16 protein-coding genes are annotated in these 16,686 nt (G+C 45.8%); 1 reads left to right on the top strand and 15 read right to left on the bottom strand.

The genetic code is table 11. From position 1 onward, the window contains the following. Positions 1-80: 80 nt before the first annotated feature. The 11 genes from V1467_RS18970 to V1467_RS18920 form a co-directional block, all read right to left on the bottom strand. The gene (locus V1467_RS18970) at positions 81-266 is read right to left on the bottom strand and encodes a DUF2065 domain-containing protein (RefSeq protein WP_416306550.1); all 186 of its coding nucleotides are present in this window, start codon (positions 264-266) and stop codon (positions 81-83) included. Next, complete coding sequence (locus V1467_RS18965) at positions 259-1,437, bottom strand: aminotransferase class V-fold PLP-dependent enzyme (RefSeq protein WP_416306549.1); 1,179 nt, start codon at positions 1,435-1,437, stop codon at positions 259-261. The genes V1467_RS18970 and V1467_RS18965 overlap by 8 nt, the downstream gene beginning before the upstream one ends. A gap of 51 nt (positions 1,438-1,488) precedes the next feature. Next, entirely contained in the window at positions 1,489-2,373 is an 885-nt protein-coding gene (hflC, locus tag V1467_RS18960; protein WP_416306548.1) for a protease modulator HflC, read from the bottom strand. A gap of 3 nt (positions 2,374-2,376) precedes the next feature. Further along, on the bottom strand, positions 2,377-3,522 hold the full coding sequence (hflK, locus tag V1467_RS18955; protein ID WP_416306547.1) for an FtsH protease activity modulator HflK: 1,146 nt from the start codon (positions 3,520-3,522) through the stop codon (positions 2,377-2,379). Positions 3,523-3,613: 91 nt separating this feature from the next. After that, a complete protein-coding gene (gene hflX, locus V1467_RS18950; protein WP_416306546.1) occupies positions 3,614-4,906 on the bottom strand; it encodes a ribosome rescue GTPase HflX in 1,293 nt (430 codons plus the stop codon). A gap of 39 nt (positions 4,907-4,945) precedes the next feature. Continuing rightward, positions 4,946-5,197, bottom strand: a complete 252-nt coding sequence (gene hfq / locus V1467_RS18945; protein WP_416306545.1) for an RNA chaperone Hfq — start codon at positions 5,195-5,197, stop codon at positions 4,946-4,948. Positions 5,198-5,259: 62 nt separating this feature from the next. Beyond that, positions 5,260-6,186: a tRNA (adenosine(37)-N6)-dimethylallyltransferase MiaA gene (miaA, locus tag V1467_RS18940; RefSeq protein ID WP_416306544.1), complete on the bottom strand. Its 927-nt coding sequence runs from the start codon at positions 6,184-6,186 to the stop codon at positions 5,260-5,262. Continuing rightward, positions 6,179-7,891 carry a DNA mismatch repair endonuclease MutL gene (gene mutL, locus V1467_RS18935; protein ID WP_416306543.1) on the bottom strand — a complete coding sequence of 571 codons (1,713 nt, stop codon included), beginning with the start codon at positions 7,889-7,891 and terminating at the stop codon, positions 6,179-6,181. The genes miaA and mutL overlap by 8 nt, the downstream gene beginning before the upstream one ends. A 17-nt stretch (positions 7,892-7,908) precedes the next feature. Then, on the bottom strand, positions 7,909-9,255 hold the full coding sequence (locus V1467_RS18930) for an N-acetylmuramoyl-L-alanine amidase (protein ID WP_416306542.1): 1,347 nt from the start codon (positions 9,253-9,255) through the stop codon (positions 7,909-7,911). 5 nt (positions 9,256-9,260) lie between these two features. After that, complete coding sequence (gene tsaE / locus V1467_RS18925; RefSeq protein WP_416306541.1) at positions 9,261-9,719, bottom strand: tRNA (adenosine(37)-N6)-threonylcarbamoyltransferase complex ATPase subunit type 1 TsaE; 459 nt, start codon at positions 9,717-9,719, stop codon at positions 9,261-9,263. Beyond that, complete coding sequence (locus V1467_RS18920) at positions 9,719-11,230, bottom strand: NAD(P)H-hydrate dehydratase (protein ID WP_416306540.1); 1,512 nt, start codon at positions 11,228-11,230, stop codon at positions 9,719-9,721. Before V1467_RS18920 ends, tsaE begins: the two co-directional genes overlap by 1 nt. Between V1467_RS18920 and queG the strand changes: the two genes are divergently transcribed. Further along, positions 11,230-12,369, top strand: coding sequence for a tRNA epoxyqueuosine(34) reductase QueG (queG, locus tag V1467_RS18915; RefSeq protein WP_416306539.1), 1,140 nt, complete (start codon positions 11,230-11,232; stop codon positions 12,367-12,369). The genes V1467_RS18920 and queG overlap by 1 nt on opposite strands. 461 nt (positions 12,370-12,830) lie before the next feature. On the opposite strand, the gene V1467_RS18910 is transcribed toward queG, so the two are convergent. The 4 genes from V1467_RS18910 to V1467_RS18895 all read right to left on the bottom strand — a co-directional run bounded on the left by V1467_RS18910 (position 12,831) and on the right by V1467_RS18895 (position 16,336). Continuing rightward, positions 12,831-13,196, bottom strand: a complete 366-nt coding sequence (locus V1467_RS18910; RefSeq protein WP_416306538.1) for a hypothetical protein — start codon at positions 13,194-13,196, stop codon at positions 12,831-12,833. A gap of 792 nt (positions 13,197-13,988) precedes the next feature. Next, positions 13,989-14,513: an RNA polymerase sigma factor gene (locus V1467_RS18905; RefSeq protein ID WP_416306537.1), complete on the bottom strand. Its 525-nt coding sequence runs from the start codon at positions 14,511-14,513 to the stop codon at positions 13,989-13,991. A 10-nt stretch (positions 14,514-14,523) separates the two neighbouring features. Then, on the bottom strand, positions 14,524-14,889 hold the full coding sequence (locus V1467_RS18900; protein ID WP_416306536.1) for a DUF6249 domain-containing protein: 366 nt from the start codon (positions 14,887-14,889) through the stop codon (positions 14,524-14,526). Between the two features lie 7 nt (positions 14,890-14,896). Continuing rightward, the gene (locus V1467_RS18895; RefSeq protein WP_416306535.1) at positions 14,897-16,336 is read right to left on the bottom strand and encodes a serine hydrolase; all 1,440 of its coding nucleotides are present in this window, start codon (positions 16,334-16,336) and stop codon (positions 14,897-14,899) included. Between the last annotated feature and the right edge of the window lie 350 nt (positions 16,337-16,686).

Raw genomic sequence — 16,686 nt, 5'->3', positions numbered from 1 at the left:
AAAAAGTCAGCAAAAAATTAGGCGGGGATTCTATCAAAAAATAGGGGGGGAAATCATCTGTTTTATAGACCAATTGCGCTTTAGTTGAGCCAATGCCAGAGTATAAAGCCAATTGCGACCATAATACCGCCCATTAGCCGTAAACTTTGTGCCGGCTGATTGGCCAGTTGCAAAATATAGTTGCGCCATTTCTTCGGGAACAGCAGCGGACCGAGTCCTTCCAGAATTAAAAACAGCGCAAATGCCATCCAAAATAAGTTATCCATTGTCCCGTCCCTGATGAAATTGTAGGCAGCCTAGATCGTAATCCTCGACATTGTGATACAGCGCAAAACCGAAACGTAAACGGTCACCCCGATAATCGGTAATGATATTGTGCTGTTTAAGATACAGGGCCAATTCTGCCACTTGTCGGTTATCTTGTAACCTGAAGGTGAGAAAATGACCGTGATGATTTTTGTCTGTTTGTAATAGATTGTCCGGATTTAGCTGGGTATGTCGCAGGGACTCAATATGTTGCAGAAAGGCCGCTTGCAGTACTTTTACGTATTGATGAATGTTTTCTATACTCAGGCTCAAATCTGCAAACAGCGTTAATACTGCATCCAGTCGGTAAAGCGCGGCAAAATCCATGGTTGAACCGGCAAAGCGCATGGCGTTGGTAGCATAGTTTACTTCACCACTGTTGGCTTTATCCAGCTCGCCAAACTCGGCAAACCAGCCGGTATACAACGGGCGTAATTGGCAATTTTGCGGAACATGGGCGAAACAGCAACCCTCACCTCCTTGCGCATATTTATAACTGCCCGCCAGATAAAAAACTTTGTCTTTAATCATGGCCAGATCAGTGGGTAGTGCCATAAATCCGTGATAACCATCAATCACCGTAATGCTATTTGGCTGGTGTATCGCATCCACAAGTTGATTTAGATTAATGATCGCTAAACCGGAATTAAAAAATACCTGACTGACAAAGGTTAAATCATATTGATGTTGTTGCGCCTGCTGAATAAACCGGGATTCAAATGATTCGAAAGGTAAACAGGCAACACGATCGACTATGACATTAGTCAACTCCTCCAGACGCGTCACCTGTCGGTTAAAGCTATGAAACTCGCTGTCGGTGGTTAATATGCGTAATGGTTTAGATAGGTCCAGACAACTGATAATCCGAAACAGTAATTCGTGGGTATTAGGAGCAAACACCAATTGCTGTGGTTGGCCGGTGTTGAGCAATTGGGCGATTTTCTGTTGCACCGCCGGAATTTTTTCGCTGAACAGATAATCCCATTTTTCATCTACCCTATTGGCCGAATCGTCCCAATAATCCAGCATTGCCTGGCGGGTTATATCCGGCCAGTAATGGTGACTGTGGCAGGCAAAGTGCTGCACACCAGGATTGGCGTCAAGAAAATGTTGGTAAAGATGTTTATACATGGATTAACCGAGCGTTATATAGCGAAAGGGTCCTTACGGACCCTTTGAAAATTACTTTTTACCTTTAGCATCTTTCATATATTTAAAGAAGTCGCTGTCCGGTTCCAGAATCAATACATCCTGTTTATCTGCAAAGCTTTTCTGATACGCGTCCATACTGCGCAGAAAGCTGTAAAACTCGGCGTTTTTAGTGTAAGCATCAGCGTAAATCTTGGCTGCCGCCGCATCACCTTCACCTTTTACCTTGCGCGCATTACGCTCGGCATCGGCTAACATAACAGTGACTTTGGCATCGATATTGGCTTTGAGTATGGCCGCCTGTTCCTGACCTTGTGAACGGTGTTCACGTGCTACCGCGCTTCGCTCGGCACGCATCCGCTGGAAGATAGAGTTGCTGACTTCTTGTGGTAGGTTAATCTGCTTGACCCTAACATCAACTATCTCGATACCCAGTTCAGTGGCACTTTGCGAGGTTTGCGTCATGGCTTTTTGCATCAGTTCGGAACGTTCACCCGACACAATTTCAGTAATAGTACGGGTACCAAATTCGGTACGCAGACCATTATTGACCTTCTGTTTTAATAGGGCCTCCGCCTGATCCTTAAATCCGCCGGTAGACAAATAGTAAGCTGAAAAGTCGCTGATCTTCCATTTGACATAGGAATCCACGATCAAATCTTTTTTCTCGGAGGTAACAAAACGGCCCGGTGAGTCATCCAGTGTTTGAATACGGGCATCCAGTTGTTTAACTTTATCAAATAACGGCAATTTGAAATGGATACCAGGCTCAAATACTCGGGTTTCTTGGGTTTCTGAATCGCGCTGGACTTTACCAAACTGGATTACAATCGCTTTGTGACCTTCTTCAACCACAAAAATAGAGCCAAAACCCAATCCAATTAACGCAACGATAAGTACTAACAATAAATTTTTCATTGATTAATTTCTCCCCGTTCTTGTCCGGTCACTGCGGCTACTGGACGGACTTTGCGTATTGTCCTGACTAGTTTGACGCAGGCCCTCGAGCGTATCTTGATTGCTGGCAGGCAGGGTATAAGTTGTCTGGCGCTCCAGTATTTTATCCAGTGGCAGGTACATCATGTTACCGCTGCCCTTGTTGTCGACCATAATCTTGCTGGTATTGCTGTAAACTTTTTCCAGCGTTTCCAGATAGAGGCGTTGACGGGTAACTTCCGGCGCAGCTTCGTACTGGGGTAATAGTTCGTTAAAACGCGCTACTTCACCTTCGGCCTTTAAAATAGACTGTTCTTTGTAGGCCTGAGCTTCCTGAGTCATCCGGTTGGCACTGCCTCGTGCCTGTGGCTCAATCGCCCGTGCGTAGGCTTCGGCTTCACGAATAAACTTCACCTCATCTTCTTGTGCAGCAATGGCGTCATCAAAAGCGGCTTTTACTTCTTCAGGCGGACGCGCATCTTTAAAGTTCACGTCAACTACATCAATGCCCATTCCATAGGGTTCGATGATTTTGCGTAACTCTTCCCACACATTTTGACGGGTGAGTTCGCGACCGCTGGTGAGTACATCATTCATATCTGAATGACCGACCACGTAACGAATAGCACTGTCCAATGCCTGACGTAAACTCTCGTCAGGATCGGTGACAGCAAAGGTATACTTATAGGGTTCGACAATACGGTACTGGATTTCCATTTCTACCCGCACTACGTTTTCATCTTGGGTCAGCATAAAACCGGAGGAGGGAAGATGGCGGATGGATTTAACATCAACGGTAAATACTTTATCGATAAAGGTCGCTTTCCAGCGCAAGCCAGGATCTTTAAACTCGTTGAACTTGCCGAAGGTTAATACCACCCCACGTTCCGCTTCACGCACGGTATAAAAACCGCTGATTACCCAGATGGCAACCAGGATACCCACGATCAAACTCAGTCCAATTCCGCCAAAGCTCTTGCCGCCGGATGAGCCTGAGCCGCCTCCGGACTTTCCGCCGAGTTTGGCAAAGAAGTTCTTAAAAATTTCATCCAGATCCGGCGGACCCTGATCGCGTCCTCCGCGATTTTTCCAGGGATCATTATTGTTACCACCAGGCTCATTCCAAGCCATGTTATCTCTCCACGTTATTGTTGTAGCGATAAATCATACAGGCAACATCAACAGTGTTGCGCAGCATCTTTACTGCTTTAGGGTTATTCAATTAATGGCTGCTAATGACATAGCTGTTAATGTCACCATCGTATCTTTTTACTAATCTTTGCCAGTCGCTGCTGGGCATACGGACATCAACCAACCAGTCACCATCATCTGCATAAGATTGTTCTGCGATACAGTCCAAATGAAACAAGGCTCCTCGCAGTTTTCCTTCTTTGGCCGGAATGCGCAACTGATATTGCACCATTGTTTGCGCCAGACACTCTGTGAGTGCCTCAAACAACAAATTGATGCCGATGTCCTGCTGGGCTGAAATCCATACCCGGCAAGGTCTGCCATCCTCATCCCGATCAATCTTGGGGCGCATGCCTTCCATCCGATCAATTTTGTTACAGATCATGAGTTGCGGGATTTCGTCGGCATCAATCTCCGCCAACACTTCGTCTACCTGTCGAATATTTTCTTCGTGCTGATCGTCTGAAAAATCCACTACATGCAGTAACAAGTCTGCTTCGCGGGTTTCTTGCAAGGTGGCCTTAAACGCTGCCACCAGATCATGCGGCAAATGACGAATAAAGCCCACGGTATCGGCCAGAATTGTCGGACCGACATCCTGAAGCTGAATTTTGCGTAATGTGGGATCCAGCGTGGCAAATAACTGGTCAGCGGCGTATACCCCGGCCTGGGTGATAGTATTAAATAAGGTAGACTTACCGGCATTGGTATAGCCGACCAGCGCTAACGTAGGAATTTCCGCACGGTTTCTGGCGCGACGGCCTTGCTCGCGCTGTTTTTCGACTTTGCCTAAACGGCGCAGAATACTTTTGATGCGTCCACGTAGCAGACGGCGATCCGTTTCAAGTTGGGTTTCACCCGGTCCACGTAAACCGATTCCGCCTTTCTGGCGCTCAAGGTGGGTCCAGCCCCGAATCAGTCGGGTTGATATATGCCGTAATTGCGCCAGCTCTACCTGCAACTTACCCTCATGAGTTCTGGCTCGTTGGGCAAAAATATCCAGGATAAGACCGGTACGGTCAATCACTTTGCATTTACACAGTTGTTCCAGATTGCGTTCTTGTGACGGTGAAAGGGCATGATTAAAAATAACAACCTGCGCTTCGCTGGCACGCACTGCATTGGCTATTTCTTCCGCTTTACCGCTACCGACAAAATACTTGGGATGAGGAGTTTGGCGCGAACCAGTAATGACATCAACGGTAGTGACTCCGGCAGAAGAGACCAACATCTGCAATTCATGCAAATCTTCTCTGCTGCTTTCGTCGGAAAAATTTATATGAACCAATACAGCCTGTTCACCTGCCTCATAACGGTCAAACAAGCACTATCTCCTAATAATAAACAGTTCTAAAATAAAATTTTATTCCTGTTCATTATCGGAGTTTGTTGTCGGATTCGCAACCATAGGAATGGGGCGAGACGGTACAACAGTGGAGATTGCGTGTTTGTATACCATTTGACTAACAGTGTTTTTTAGTAAAATGACAAACTGATCAAAAGATTCAACCTGACCCTGCAATTTAATACCATTAACGAGATAGATCGAAACAGGAATTCGTTCTTTGCGTAGCGCATTTAAAAACGGGTCTTGTAATGATTGCCCCTTAGCCATTTTCTGTAATCCTTGTGATTCTATTATTATGTTTTATAGCAGCAGCCTGAAGTATACAACAATTAATCTTGCTGTATAGCCAGTACTCGCTCTAAGTTATTGATTGCAAATGTATCTAACCAATGCACATTTTTCCAGTTACGTAGCCAGGTTAACTGACGTTTGGCTAACTGACGCGTTGCAATTATAGCACGTTCCCGCATTTCGTGATGGTCGTACCTGCCTTGCAAATATTCCCACATCTGTCGGTATCCAACAGCTCTTATCGAAGGTAGATCCAGATGTAAATCAGCTCGTGAAAATAACTTTTTTACTTCATTTTCAAAGCCTTGGGACAACATCAAATCAAAGCGTTGGGCAATACGTTGATGCAATACCTGGCGATCCTGCGGTGCTATAGCAAATTGTTTTAACTTATAAGGTAATGGGGGCGACTTTTGTTTTGTCAACTCGGTTAATGATTTTCCCGTTAAATGAAACACTTCCAATGCCCGGGTCAAACGCTGCGGATCATTGGGATGGATACGTTGAGCGGATTGTGGGTCAATCTGTTGTAATTGCTGATGTAAGGCCAACCAACCTTGCTGTGCTGCCTGGTGTTCAAGCTGCTGACGAATCTGACTGTCGGCCGTCGGTAGAGGTGATATGCCTTCCAGCAGTATTTTAAAATACATCATGGTGCCACCGACTAATAACGGAATTTTGCCTGCGGCAGTGATGTCGGCCATTTCTTTTAGCGCATCGTGCCTGAAATCTGCAGCAGAATAGACCTCGGCAGGATCTTTGATGTTAATCAGGCGATGGGGAGCCAAGGCTAATTCATCGGCTGTCGGTTTGGCCGTGCCAATATCCATCTCGCGATAAATTAATGCGGAATCGACACTAATAATTTCACAGGGAAGCTGTTGACATAGTTCAATCGCCAGCGCGGTTTTGCCCGACGCGGTTGGCCCCATTAACGCAATAGCGGGAGGAAAAACCTCAGACATGTTGGGTTATCCACTGCTGTAAGGGAACCTGTGTTCCCCAGGCTTCAATTTGCTGCTGCCAGTTTTCGGCAAAATGGCGTTGTGCCCACAACCACAATGACTGAGCCTGTGGCTGATTGAACGCTGTTTGGTACTGCTTGAACATCACCAGTAAATAGCTAGTCAAATCCTTTGGTTCAAGCAGACTATCAGTCAGTTGATTCAATAACCCGGCCCAGTCCAGTTCACGCATACCGGCCGGGATCTGCGTTAACATCAGTTTTCCGGGTAAACAATTCAGATGAATGCCATATTCGACTAATAAGGTTTGAAGTTGTTCCGCTACCTGTTGCTGTTCGCTGCTAACTGGCACCGACAGTGGCATTAACAGTGGTTGGCTGACAACCTGTCGATCAGTCAGCTCCTGCTTGAATTTAGCCTGCTGTAAATGGTGTAAATCCACTAGATAAAGTGAATCTAGTGCGACAAGCAGATAATGGCCTTCCACCAGCATCCATTGAATATCATGGCCTTGACTGTTAGTTGGTGTCACTAACTGCTGATAATGTTCGGCCGCGCGAGTCTGATTTTCCGGTGTGTAGCTTGTCGAGGGGCGATAATGATTCGATGAGCCACTCCGATAAGCGGGTTGCAAGCTGTTAATATAATTATGTGCCGGTTCTGTCGCAGGCTGCTGCGTATAAGTCGCAGGAGTGCTGCTTATAGCATCTGTTTGGGCTAGCGCATCTAACATGGCACGATAAATAAAATCATGCACCAGTCTGGATTGATGAAAGCGCACTTCGTGTTTGGCCGGATGCACATTGACGTCCAGTTGTTCAGGATCAATATCCAGATACAACACATAATTAGGCAATCTGTCATCGGCAAAGCTTTCATGACAGGCCTGGCGAACGGCATGATTGACCAATTTGTCGCGCATTACCCGGCCGTTAATATAAAAGTATTGCGTTTCAGCCCCTTGGCGTTCTGCTTGGTGCGGCGAAAGCCAGCCGGTTAATAGCATGCCCTGATAGTCACTTTTGACACTGAACGTTTGTTCAACAAAATCATTCCCGCACACTTTCGCCACACGTTTTAGTCGTTGCTCGGCTTCGCTGGCTTTAGGGTAACGACGGACAGTTTTGCCGTTATGTTTAAGGGTAAACTGTACATTGAAATGACTTAGCGCCATGCGTTTAATCACTTCGTCGATATGCATAAACTCGGTTTTCTCGGCGCGTAAAAATTTGCGCCGCGCCGGAGTATTAAAAAACAGATCCTGTACATCAATGCTGCTGCCGTCGGGATGAGCTGCAGGCGAAACCTTGACCTGCATTTCACGTCCTTCGGTGTGGGCTTGCCAGGCGTTGGACTGTTTAGCTGGCTTGGAAATCAAAGTAAGGCGTGACACTGAACTGATACTGGCCAGGGCTTCGCCCCGAAAACCCAGACTGGCAATATGCTCAAGATCGTCCAGCGATTCAATTTTACTGGTGGCATGACGGCTTAGTGCCAGCTCCAGCTCCTGTTTGTCTATCCCGCACCCGTTATCACGAATACAAATACGCTTGTGGCCACCTTTTTCTATGCTGATCTCAATTTCGCTAGCGCCGGCGTCCAGACTATTTTCTACCAGTTCTTTAACCACCGAAGAGGGGCGTTCAACCACTTCACCAGCGGCTATCTGGTTGGCCAGCATCGCTGGCAACAATTTAATTGGCATAAATTGGTAATGTCCGGTTAGCTGCTGGGAATGGTCAATACCTGACCGATGCGAACAATATCCGAGTTCATGTTATTGGCTACTTTGAGGTTTTTTACCGAGATGTTGTAGCGTTGTGCCAACACCGACAGGGATTCACCTCGACTGACTTTATGCGTGCGGGTGTCCTGTTTTAAGGATGCCCACAGGGTGCCATCAGGAGGCGTGCGCTTGAAGTGGGATTTAATCGCGTTAAAGATGGCGCTAGCCAGCCGTTCTCGATGAGTAGACCAGTTAAGGTTCTTTTCTTCTTTGGGATTAGAGATAAATCCTGTTTCCACCAGAATAGAAGGGATATCCGGTGAAGTCAGTACTGCTAAACTGGCGGCCTGTGGAGCGCTTTTATGCATGTGGGTGATTTTTTTCATTTCACTGATCACCATATCGCTTAATCCATAGCTGGTAGTCATAGAATGGTCCATCGACATATCCAGCAAAGCCTGGGTCAGGTAACGCTCACTATCCGAGTCCTGGATCACTTCTGCAGCTCCTCCAAGTAGCTCGGAATAACGTTCTTTTTTCTCCAGCCAGCGTCCTAATTCCGTATTGGCCCGCTTCATCGATAATACCCACACCGAACCGCCACTAGGTTGCGGGGTGGTAAAAGCATCGGCATGAATAGATACAAATAAATCTGCGCCTGCCTGGCGGGCAATGTCGGTGCGTCGACTGTAACCGACATAATAATCCCCGCTGCGCACCAGCACGGATTTCATACCGGATTCACTGTCAATCAGACGCGCTAATGATTTGGCAATGGACAGGGTGATATTCTTTTCATAAGTACCGGCGTGGCCAATAGAGCCGGGATCCTCGCCACCATGACCGGCATCGACGGCGACAATAATCGGCCTGTTAGTGCTCTCTTGGGCATGATGAGTGACGACCTGTTTGGGAGCGGCTTCTTTCGCCTCTGCTTCTCTGTCGCGCAGATCGATAACCAGTCTGTCGCCATAGGGCGCGGTGGGAGTCAGGGCAAATATTTGCGGTTTGATGCTTTTTTCAAGTTCCAGCACCAATCTTACCGATTGTTTGTTTTTGGCCGTGCTATAGCGAATTTTCTTCAGTAACGCGCTGTCGTTACTTAAGCCGGAGAAGTCGAACTTACCCTGGGTGTCGGCTAAATCAATCACCAGCCTTTCCGGTTTGGACAGGGTGAAATAGGTGTATTCGGGGGAACCTTCCAGATCAAATACCACCCGGGTGTTATCGGGAGAGGGCCAGATGCGTACGCTTTTGATTTTGTTAGCCGCCCCCCACGAGGCAGCAGGCAGCAAGGCAAGCATAAGAATGATAATTTTGAATGAAAAATGACGGTTGCTCATTTTTATTATTCTTCTAGTTTTGCAATCAACACACGCCCCAGATCCGAATTATCCCGAACACTTACTGTTCGGCCCTGTTGCTCGAAGACGAATTGAATGATCAAATCGGCAGGTGGCAACATGCCAATTCCTTTCTCGGGCCACTCTATCAGACTTAGGCAGTCTTTTTCAAAATAATCGCGGATACCGATAAATTCCAGTTCTTCCGGATCGGCGAGCCGGTACAGGTCAAAATGAAATATTCGCCAATTCTCAATTTCATAGGGCTCAACCAGAGTGTAGGTGGGGCTTTTAACCCGACCCGTGTAACCCAATGCCTGAATAAAACCACGGCTGAAGCAGGTTTTTCCGGCACCCAAATCCCCCTCGAGATGAATAACCGTTGCCTGGGAGCATAACGCGGCGATACTCGCAGCAAAATCCAGTGTGGCCTGTTCATCTGGCAAAAATTGCTGATACAACATTATCGATTCACTAATTGACGTAAAAACAGAATTAAATCACTGGCAAGCATACCATGTTCTCCGCCATTTTGGGCAGCAAGATCACCGGCTCTGGCATGCAATGCGCTAGCATGCAACAAAGCATCTGAAGCGCTTAAGCCTTGTGCCATCAAGGCACCAATAATTCCTGTTAAGGTGTCGCCCATTCCGGCACTGGCCATGCCGGGATTGCCTTCTTTGCATATCGCTAATTGATTGTCAGTGACAATCACGCTGCCAGCTCCCTTGAGATTTACCTGGCATCGATATTTTTGTGCCAGTGTCCGGGCGCTGCTGATTCGATTGCTTTCAATGTCGCTAACAGTGCAGCCCAGTAAACGCGAGGCTTCACCAGGATGTGGTGTTAATACGCAATGCTCACCTAACTGAATATTGTATTTAGTCAGTAAATTAAGTCCGTCAGCATCAATAACCCAGGGTTTGGCCTGATTCTGTTGATAACGGATCACCTGTTCAAACAATGATTCACCCCAGGAATACTGGCTCAGCCCCGGACCAATAATAATTGCATCTGCCCAATCCAGCATGTCGTCCAGTTCGACGTCTTCCTGACCCAGCATCAATTCAGGTAAACCACTGTGCACTAGCAGGCGCGACTCGGGATGGCATACTACTTTAATCAGTCCGGCTCCGCAGCGTAGCGCGGCGTTAGCACTCAGCCGAATCGCACCGGGCATGCTGCTGTGCCCGCCAATACACAACAGTCGGCCAAAATGGCCTTTATGACTGTTAATTGGCCTTTTAGGCAAAGGTGCGACATTGTCCAGTGCATAATGCATGCCGCTTGACTCGGCGAGTTGCGCAAACTCGGTTGCTATTCCCAACTCATCAAGTACTAATATTCCGCATTGTTGTTTTCCTTCCCCTGTCAGCAGTCCGGCCTTCAGCCCTACCAGAGTTACTGTCACACTAGCCTCAATGACATATTGATTAACCATGCCACAGTCAGCATCAAGACCGGAAGGAATATCGATGCTTAGCACCGGACGGGGTGATTGATTTATCTGTCCAATAAGTGATTGATAAGGCTCACGCACGGTGCCTTTAATTCCGGTGCCCAGTAATGCGTCAATAATCAGATCGCAGGATTGGAAATCGACGGGTATATCAATATTGATTTCTCCCCCACTATTCAGCCATTTCTGGCGGGCCAGTTTGGCGTCCTCCCCTGCCTTATGGGGATCGGCAAAACTGTGTAATACCACCGTGTAGCCAGCCTGTTTGGCCAGCCGGGCGACCACAAAACCGTCGCCACCGTTGTTGCCCGAGCCACATAACACCAGCAAATTCCGCGTCTCTGCAAAATATTGTCTAATAGCGTTAAATACCGCCTGGCCGGCGCGTTCCATAAGAGTATAGAGATCACAGTCTGCCGCAGTGGCTGCTGCTCCTTCATGTTGGCGGATCTGCTGCGCGGAGTAGAACTTCTGTGCTAATCTAGGCGTTCTGGCAGCAGCGGTAAAGGGTTTCAATGGGGCCGTTCCTCGAACAAGATCTCAAACAGTTAGCTGAAAATATCAAGGCATGGGGTAAAGCGCTAGGTTTTCAGCAAGTGGGTATCGCCGATATAGACCTGTCGAAGCACGAAAAATTCCTGCAGCAGTGGTTAGAAAAAGGTTATCAGGGCGAAATGGACTTTATGGCAGAGCATGGTATGAAACGTGCCAGACCGGATGAACTGCTGCCCGGCACAGTGCGGGTGATCAGTGTGCGGCTGGATTATCTACCCACTGAAGCCGGTTTTGCCCGTAGTCTGAAAAATAAAAATAAGGGCTATATCAGCCGTTATGCACTGGGTCGGGATTATCATAAATTAATGCGCCAACGCCTTAAAAAACTGGGCGAAAAAATAAAGGCGCAGTGTCCGCTGGAATTTCGCCCGTTTGTGGATTCGGCGCCGGTACTGGAACATGCACTGGCCGAAAAAGCCGGGTTAGGCTGGACAGGCAAGCATTCACTGACATTGAATCGCCAAGCGGGTTCGTGGTTTTTTTTAGGCGAGTTGTTTATTAATCTGCCCTTGCCGGTGGATCAACCGGTAGAAGAAGGCTGCGGCAGTTGCACTGCCTGTATCACCATTTGTCCTACCCAGGCAATTGTGGAACCTTATGTGGTCGATGCTCGGCGTTGTATCTCCTATTTAACCATTGAGCAAAAAGGCGCGATCCCGGAAGAATTCAGAGCATTAATCGGCAACCGTATTTATGGTTGCGACGATTGCCAGTTAATCTGCCCCTGGAATCGTTTTGCCAATCTGTCAGTCGAGGAAGATTTTCAGACACGGCAACAATTACATCAACAGGATTTACTGGATTTATTTGCCTGGAATGAACAGTCGTTTTTAGCCAACACCGAAGGATCGGCGATTCGACGCATCGGCTTTGAACGCTGGCAACGCAATATTGCCGTGGCTCTGGGTAACGCGCCCTATTCCGACGAGATTATTACGGTTTTAAGTGCAACTTTGCCTAACGCAACGGAGCTGGTAGCTGAGCATATTCAATGGGCGATTGACCAGCAAAAAGCTAAAGCGTTGGATGATGGTATTGAAGACCGGACCACCCAGCGCTTGATTAGAAGTGTCGAAAAAGGATTACCAAGAGACGCGTAACGAGTTCCGCATTCGCAGGGTATATTGGCCGCGCTAAGGGCCACCGTCATTCCGGCAGTTTTTTGAGCCGGAATCCAAAATTTGGCTTATGTGTTAAATTGAAAGTAAGTAATTAAATCAACTATTGGCGTCGCACTGGCGACGGCAGCCAAAAGGGAACAAATGACGGTTCCCCTTTGAAATCCCCCGTCACCCTTGCAGTAAAAACACAAAAACCTTGTTCAGGCATCCCGGTACCACAGCAAATCCACATCCCTTCAGCAGCTGTTTTCTCGACATCCCTGTCTCGAATACCGGTAGGCTAATCTGAACAAGGTTTTTATTTACTGCAAAGGGAATAAAGCCAAGCTGCGCTTGGTTATGGAAATATTAGGTGGAATCATCAAAGAATTGATACTTGTTCGAAAATCCTGTCAGGTCATTCGACAAATCTGTATTTTATTCCTCAGTTTATTGTATTGTTAGGTTTTTTCGATATACCTAATTGTAAGATCCATTTCTTCGATCAAACGTGGGTATTGATCAGGAACTGCCGCCCATTTTACCCTTAAATGCTTAAGCATTCTTAACGAATGAGGGTAGTACCGGTGGTAAAAGCGCAACTCAAAAATTGCTGCCGTTTGACGATCAACGTACATTGTTCCCTGCTCATTAGTAGGTTCGACAAGTTCTTTTACGAGCTTATGGTAGGCGTCAAACTCTTTCCAAAATCGAATGGCGTTTCTCTCTGCTACGAACTTATAGACCGCAAATACAAAAGCAATGGCTGCCCCAACTGCTGAAAGTTGAGTACCAAAGTTTTTAATAAATTCAGCAAGAATATCCATTTAGCGACTCTGAGCTCTATAGTGTTTAATATCGACCTTGCAAACTAGATTACCCTGCGTGATTAAAAAGTCCAAACACGGGTATTTGGATGAAGCACTACCAGGCTGGATTCGGAGAGAATAAAACTAGGAAGAGCAATTCATTTGTACCCAACCCACAATTAGTCTTTTCACAAAAAATTGATTAATTTCAATAAGTTAATATCACAATTCTTTCAATTGAAATTATAAAAGTAATTAAAAACAATAAGTTAAATATTGGTCTGCATGTTGCTCTTTATGTTGGCAGATATAAGAAATTCACTAATAAACACCTGAGTTTGGCAAAGTAGTAAAACGGTGCCGGTAAAGGATGATTTATATGCAAACTAACAATAAAGAATACGAGATACGCAGTACAGTGTTGAAATTACTATTTTTAATCCTGGTATTCTTAAGCCCCCTTGTTTAATCTGGCTTTGCCGATCAACTGAATGTTTTATTGCCGCACAAATGCAGCAATGGCAGATCCCCGGTTTGCAATTAGAAATACAGGATTGCGACCAGGAGATTGATCTGATTAACGCAAAGCATAGCCTATATCAATCGATTATCAGACTGACCAACAGCAGTAGAATTATCCCTGTCGCAGATACCCAAAACAAAAAAGGTAAATCCAGCAGTGTCTGTGCAGCGGTTGCCTGTGGGAAAATTTGCAGCAATGCTAAAGACAATATTACCGATAGGCTGAGTAACCCTGTTTTTCGATATCTCCATAACAGAAGCCGGATTTTGCGCTTGGTACTTAAAAACTCAGTCATGTTTAAATGCTCCTAGTAATTTTTGAGCCTGTGCAATATAGGTTTTGACGCTACCCACAGCCATACCAAGCTTGGTTGAAATTTCGCTATGAGAGTAGCTATAAACTGCATGCAGAATAAACACGTCATATTGCTTGTCGTTAAGTTCGTTGGACAACTTGATAAAATCAATTAACACATCGATATTTTTTTCGCTGCTTGGGGTTTGCTGCTGCCTGAATAATCGGGCGGTTAACTTATCAAACCGACTGACTTTTCTGGCCAGTTGACGTTGTTCATTTATTGCGATAGAGAAAAGCCAGGTCGAGAATGACGCCTTGCCTTGGTAGCGAGAAATATGGGTATAGGCTTTGATATAGGTTTCTTGCATCACATCATCGACTGCAACGCCATTCACTTTATTCAGCAAGAACTTGCGCAGTTTCTCATGGTTTCGTCTAAACAGTTCTTCGAAGGCAGCGTGATCTGCGCAGCTTTGCGCAATCGCGACAAGCTGATCATCCGAATAATGTTTCATCAATAAGTGCTCAATTCCTTTCGAGATGATATAGAATCAGATAAGCAATGCCGCCAAAAAATGGAAACAATCCGATACCGTACAGAGCATGGTTCAGATTGAGATTACCGTTACTGTGAAAATGGGTTAGCAGAGAAAAGCCCCAAATCGCGCAGGCGATCACCACACAAAAAATGCCCTTGCGTAGATCGTTATTGGAGGCAAAAAGGCGCTGGCCTATCGCTTTTATCGACTCGGGCTGCAGGCCGGGTTGCTTTTCCAATAAACGCAAAAAAGCCTGTTTTTTACTAAACTGGTAGAGCAATATCCACCCAATAATCAAGGTTATTGAAGTGAATACGATAAGCGGTACCAGGACTTCTTCACTGCCTTGCATCAATTGTCTACCTTCTATTCCAAAGTTCTTTACCCAGATAAAGCTGAGGTAACATATGCTCAAATACTGGTGCGGCGTTATCACCATTCATAAATAACACATAAGCACTGTCTGTTTCGGGAAAGAAAACCGCAAGGGTATTAACCCCCGGATCTTTACCCGTGTGCATTACAGCGTAATCATTTGTCGAAAAACCATCAAATATTTCCCAGCCGAGCCCAAAATAATGATGTTCACCAAGCTTATAGCCTTTATCTATCATGGCATGGTAAATCTCTGGCATAACTTGTTGCTGGTTCAGCACATATTGCATAAAACGGCTGTAATCCCCGATGGTGGTTATCAAATTGGCCGCTGCATTAGGCTTGTAGTATTTGTCTAGTGGATACAGGTTGCCCTGCTCATCAACATTTTTAGCATAAAGCGCTTCGTTCAGGTTTTCATCCCACCAGAAATGCGTGTTGATCATTCCTGCTGGTTGTAACACCAGCTTGTCAGCTAATTTTTCGAGTGTTGTAGCAAATTTGGCTTCAAGCGCACGCCGCAAATATTCAAAGCCCTCACCTGAATATCCATATCCTTGGCCGGGGACAAAATTGAAACTCAACTTTTTACTGTCAGACATCCATCGCCAATTAGGAAAACCAGTTTGATGCATCAGGATTATCCGGGGAGTCAGTAATGCAGCGTTCTTGTCATCCAGTAAGTCCGGATCAGTCCAATATTGAGATAACTGTTCGTCCAAGGATAATTTACCAGCGTTAACTAACTTTAATGTCACTAAGGTGACAATGGGTTTGGTTAGCGAGGCTACCTTGAAAAGCGTATCTAATGGTGCCGGTGAATTTTCATCCAACTTGCCATAGACACGTGTCGATTTGACCTGACCTGATTCAATAATACCAATACCCAATGCAGGTACATGAGTTTTATTTAGAACAGACAATAACTCGCTTTCATCATTATCGGGGCTTTGGTGGTTGTAGCTGAGTACATTTGATAATCGCCATGTGTTGCCTTGTTTGATCCATGTGTGGGTAAAATCAGCGGTGCTGGTTAGCACCTCAGGTTTGTTTGCAGACCGCAAGTAAAACGCATGCTTGCCACGTTGAATCGCCCCATACAATTTTCCGTCATTAAACAAGGGATAGGTCTGCAATGAGCCGGGAAACAGTCTTCGTATTGGCTTACCCTGCTCGTTATTACAGATGTATTTTTGCGTGTTAGCTAAAAATGCATCTGTATCCTGCACACCACCTTGGTCATGGTAAAACACCAGAGCATTATCAATATGTGCTTGTAAATAGTTCAGATCACACTGATTAAAACCTCGCTGGAAAAAGGTTCGATCCAGTTCAGCAAGCTCTTTGTCGAGTGTGTTTTCAGCAATGACATAGTGCGCGAATAGTGGCATAGCAACAAGAGTGGTAATTAAAATACGATTCATAGGGTATTTCTTTTGTTTGATTTAATTCTTAGATGCGCGGAGTGACTAGTTTGGATGTGAAAAGGTTTTATTTGATGACAAGGTCTCGTGAGTGCGGGTAGATCTGCTGCAGCAAAATACAGGATCCTGCTGCCGGTGCGACTGATTAGTCACATTCACAAAAATGTGGTTGTTTTTACTAATATTTTTATTTTAAAAATTGCTATTTCCATAAAAAATCAAATTAAAACAACTGGTTATGTGTTGGTCTATTTGTTGCTCTAAAGTGGTTGTAGGTGAGTAAAATTACTAAATGAAAACCGAAGCCTGACCAATTAAGCCAATACGATAGCGGGCAATAAAGGGTGATT

This window comes from Neptunicella plasticusilytica, from assembly GCF_047922965.1.
Taxonomy (GTDB): Bacteria; Pseudomonadota; Gammaproteobacteria; order Enterobacterales; family Alteromonadaceae; genus Neptunicella; species Neptunicella plasticusilytica.
Note: the sequence above shows the minus strand (reverse complement) of the source record. Positions and strands in the feature narration are given on the sequence as shown.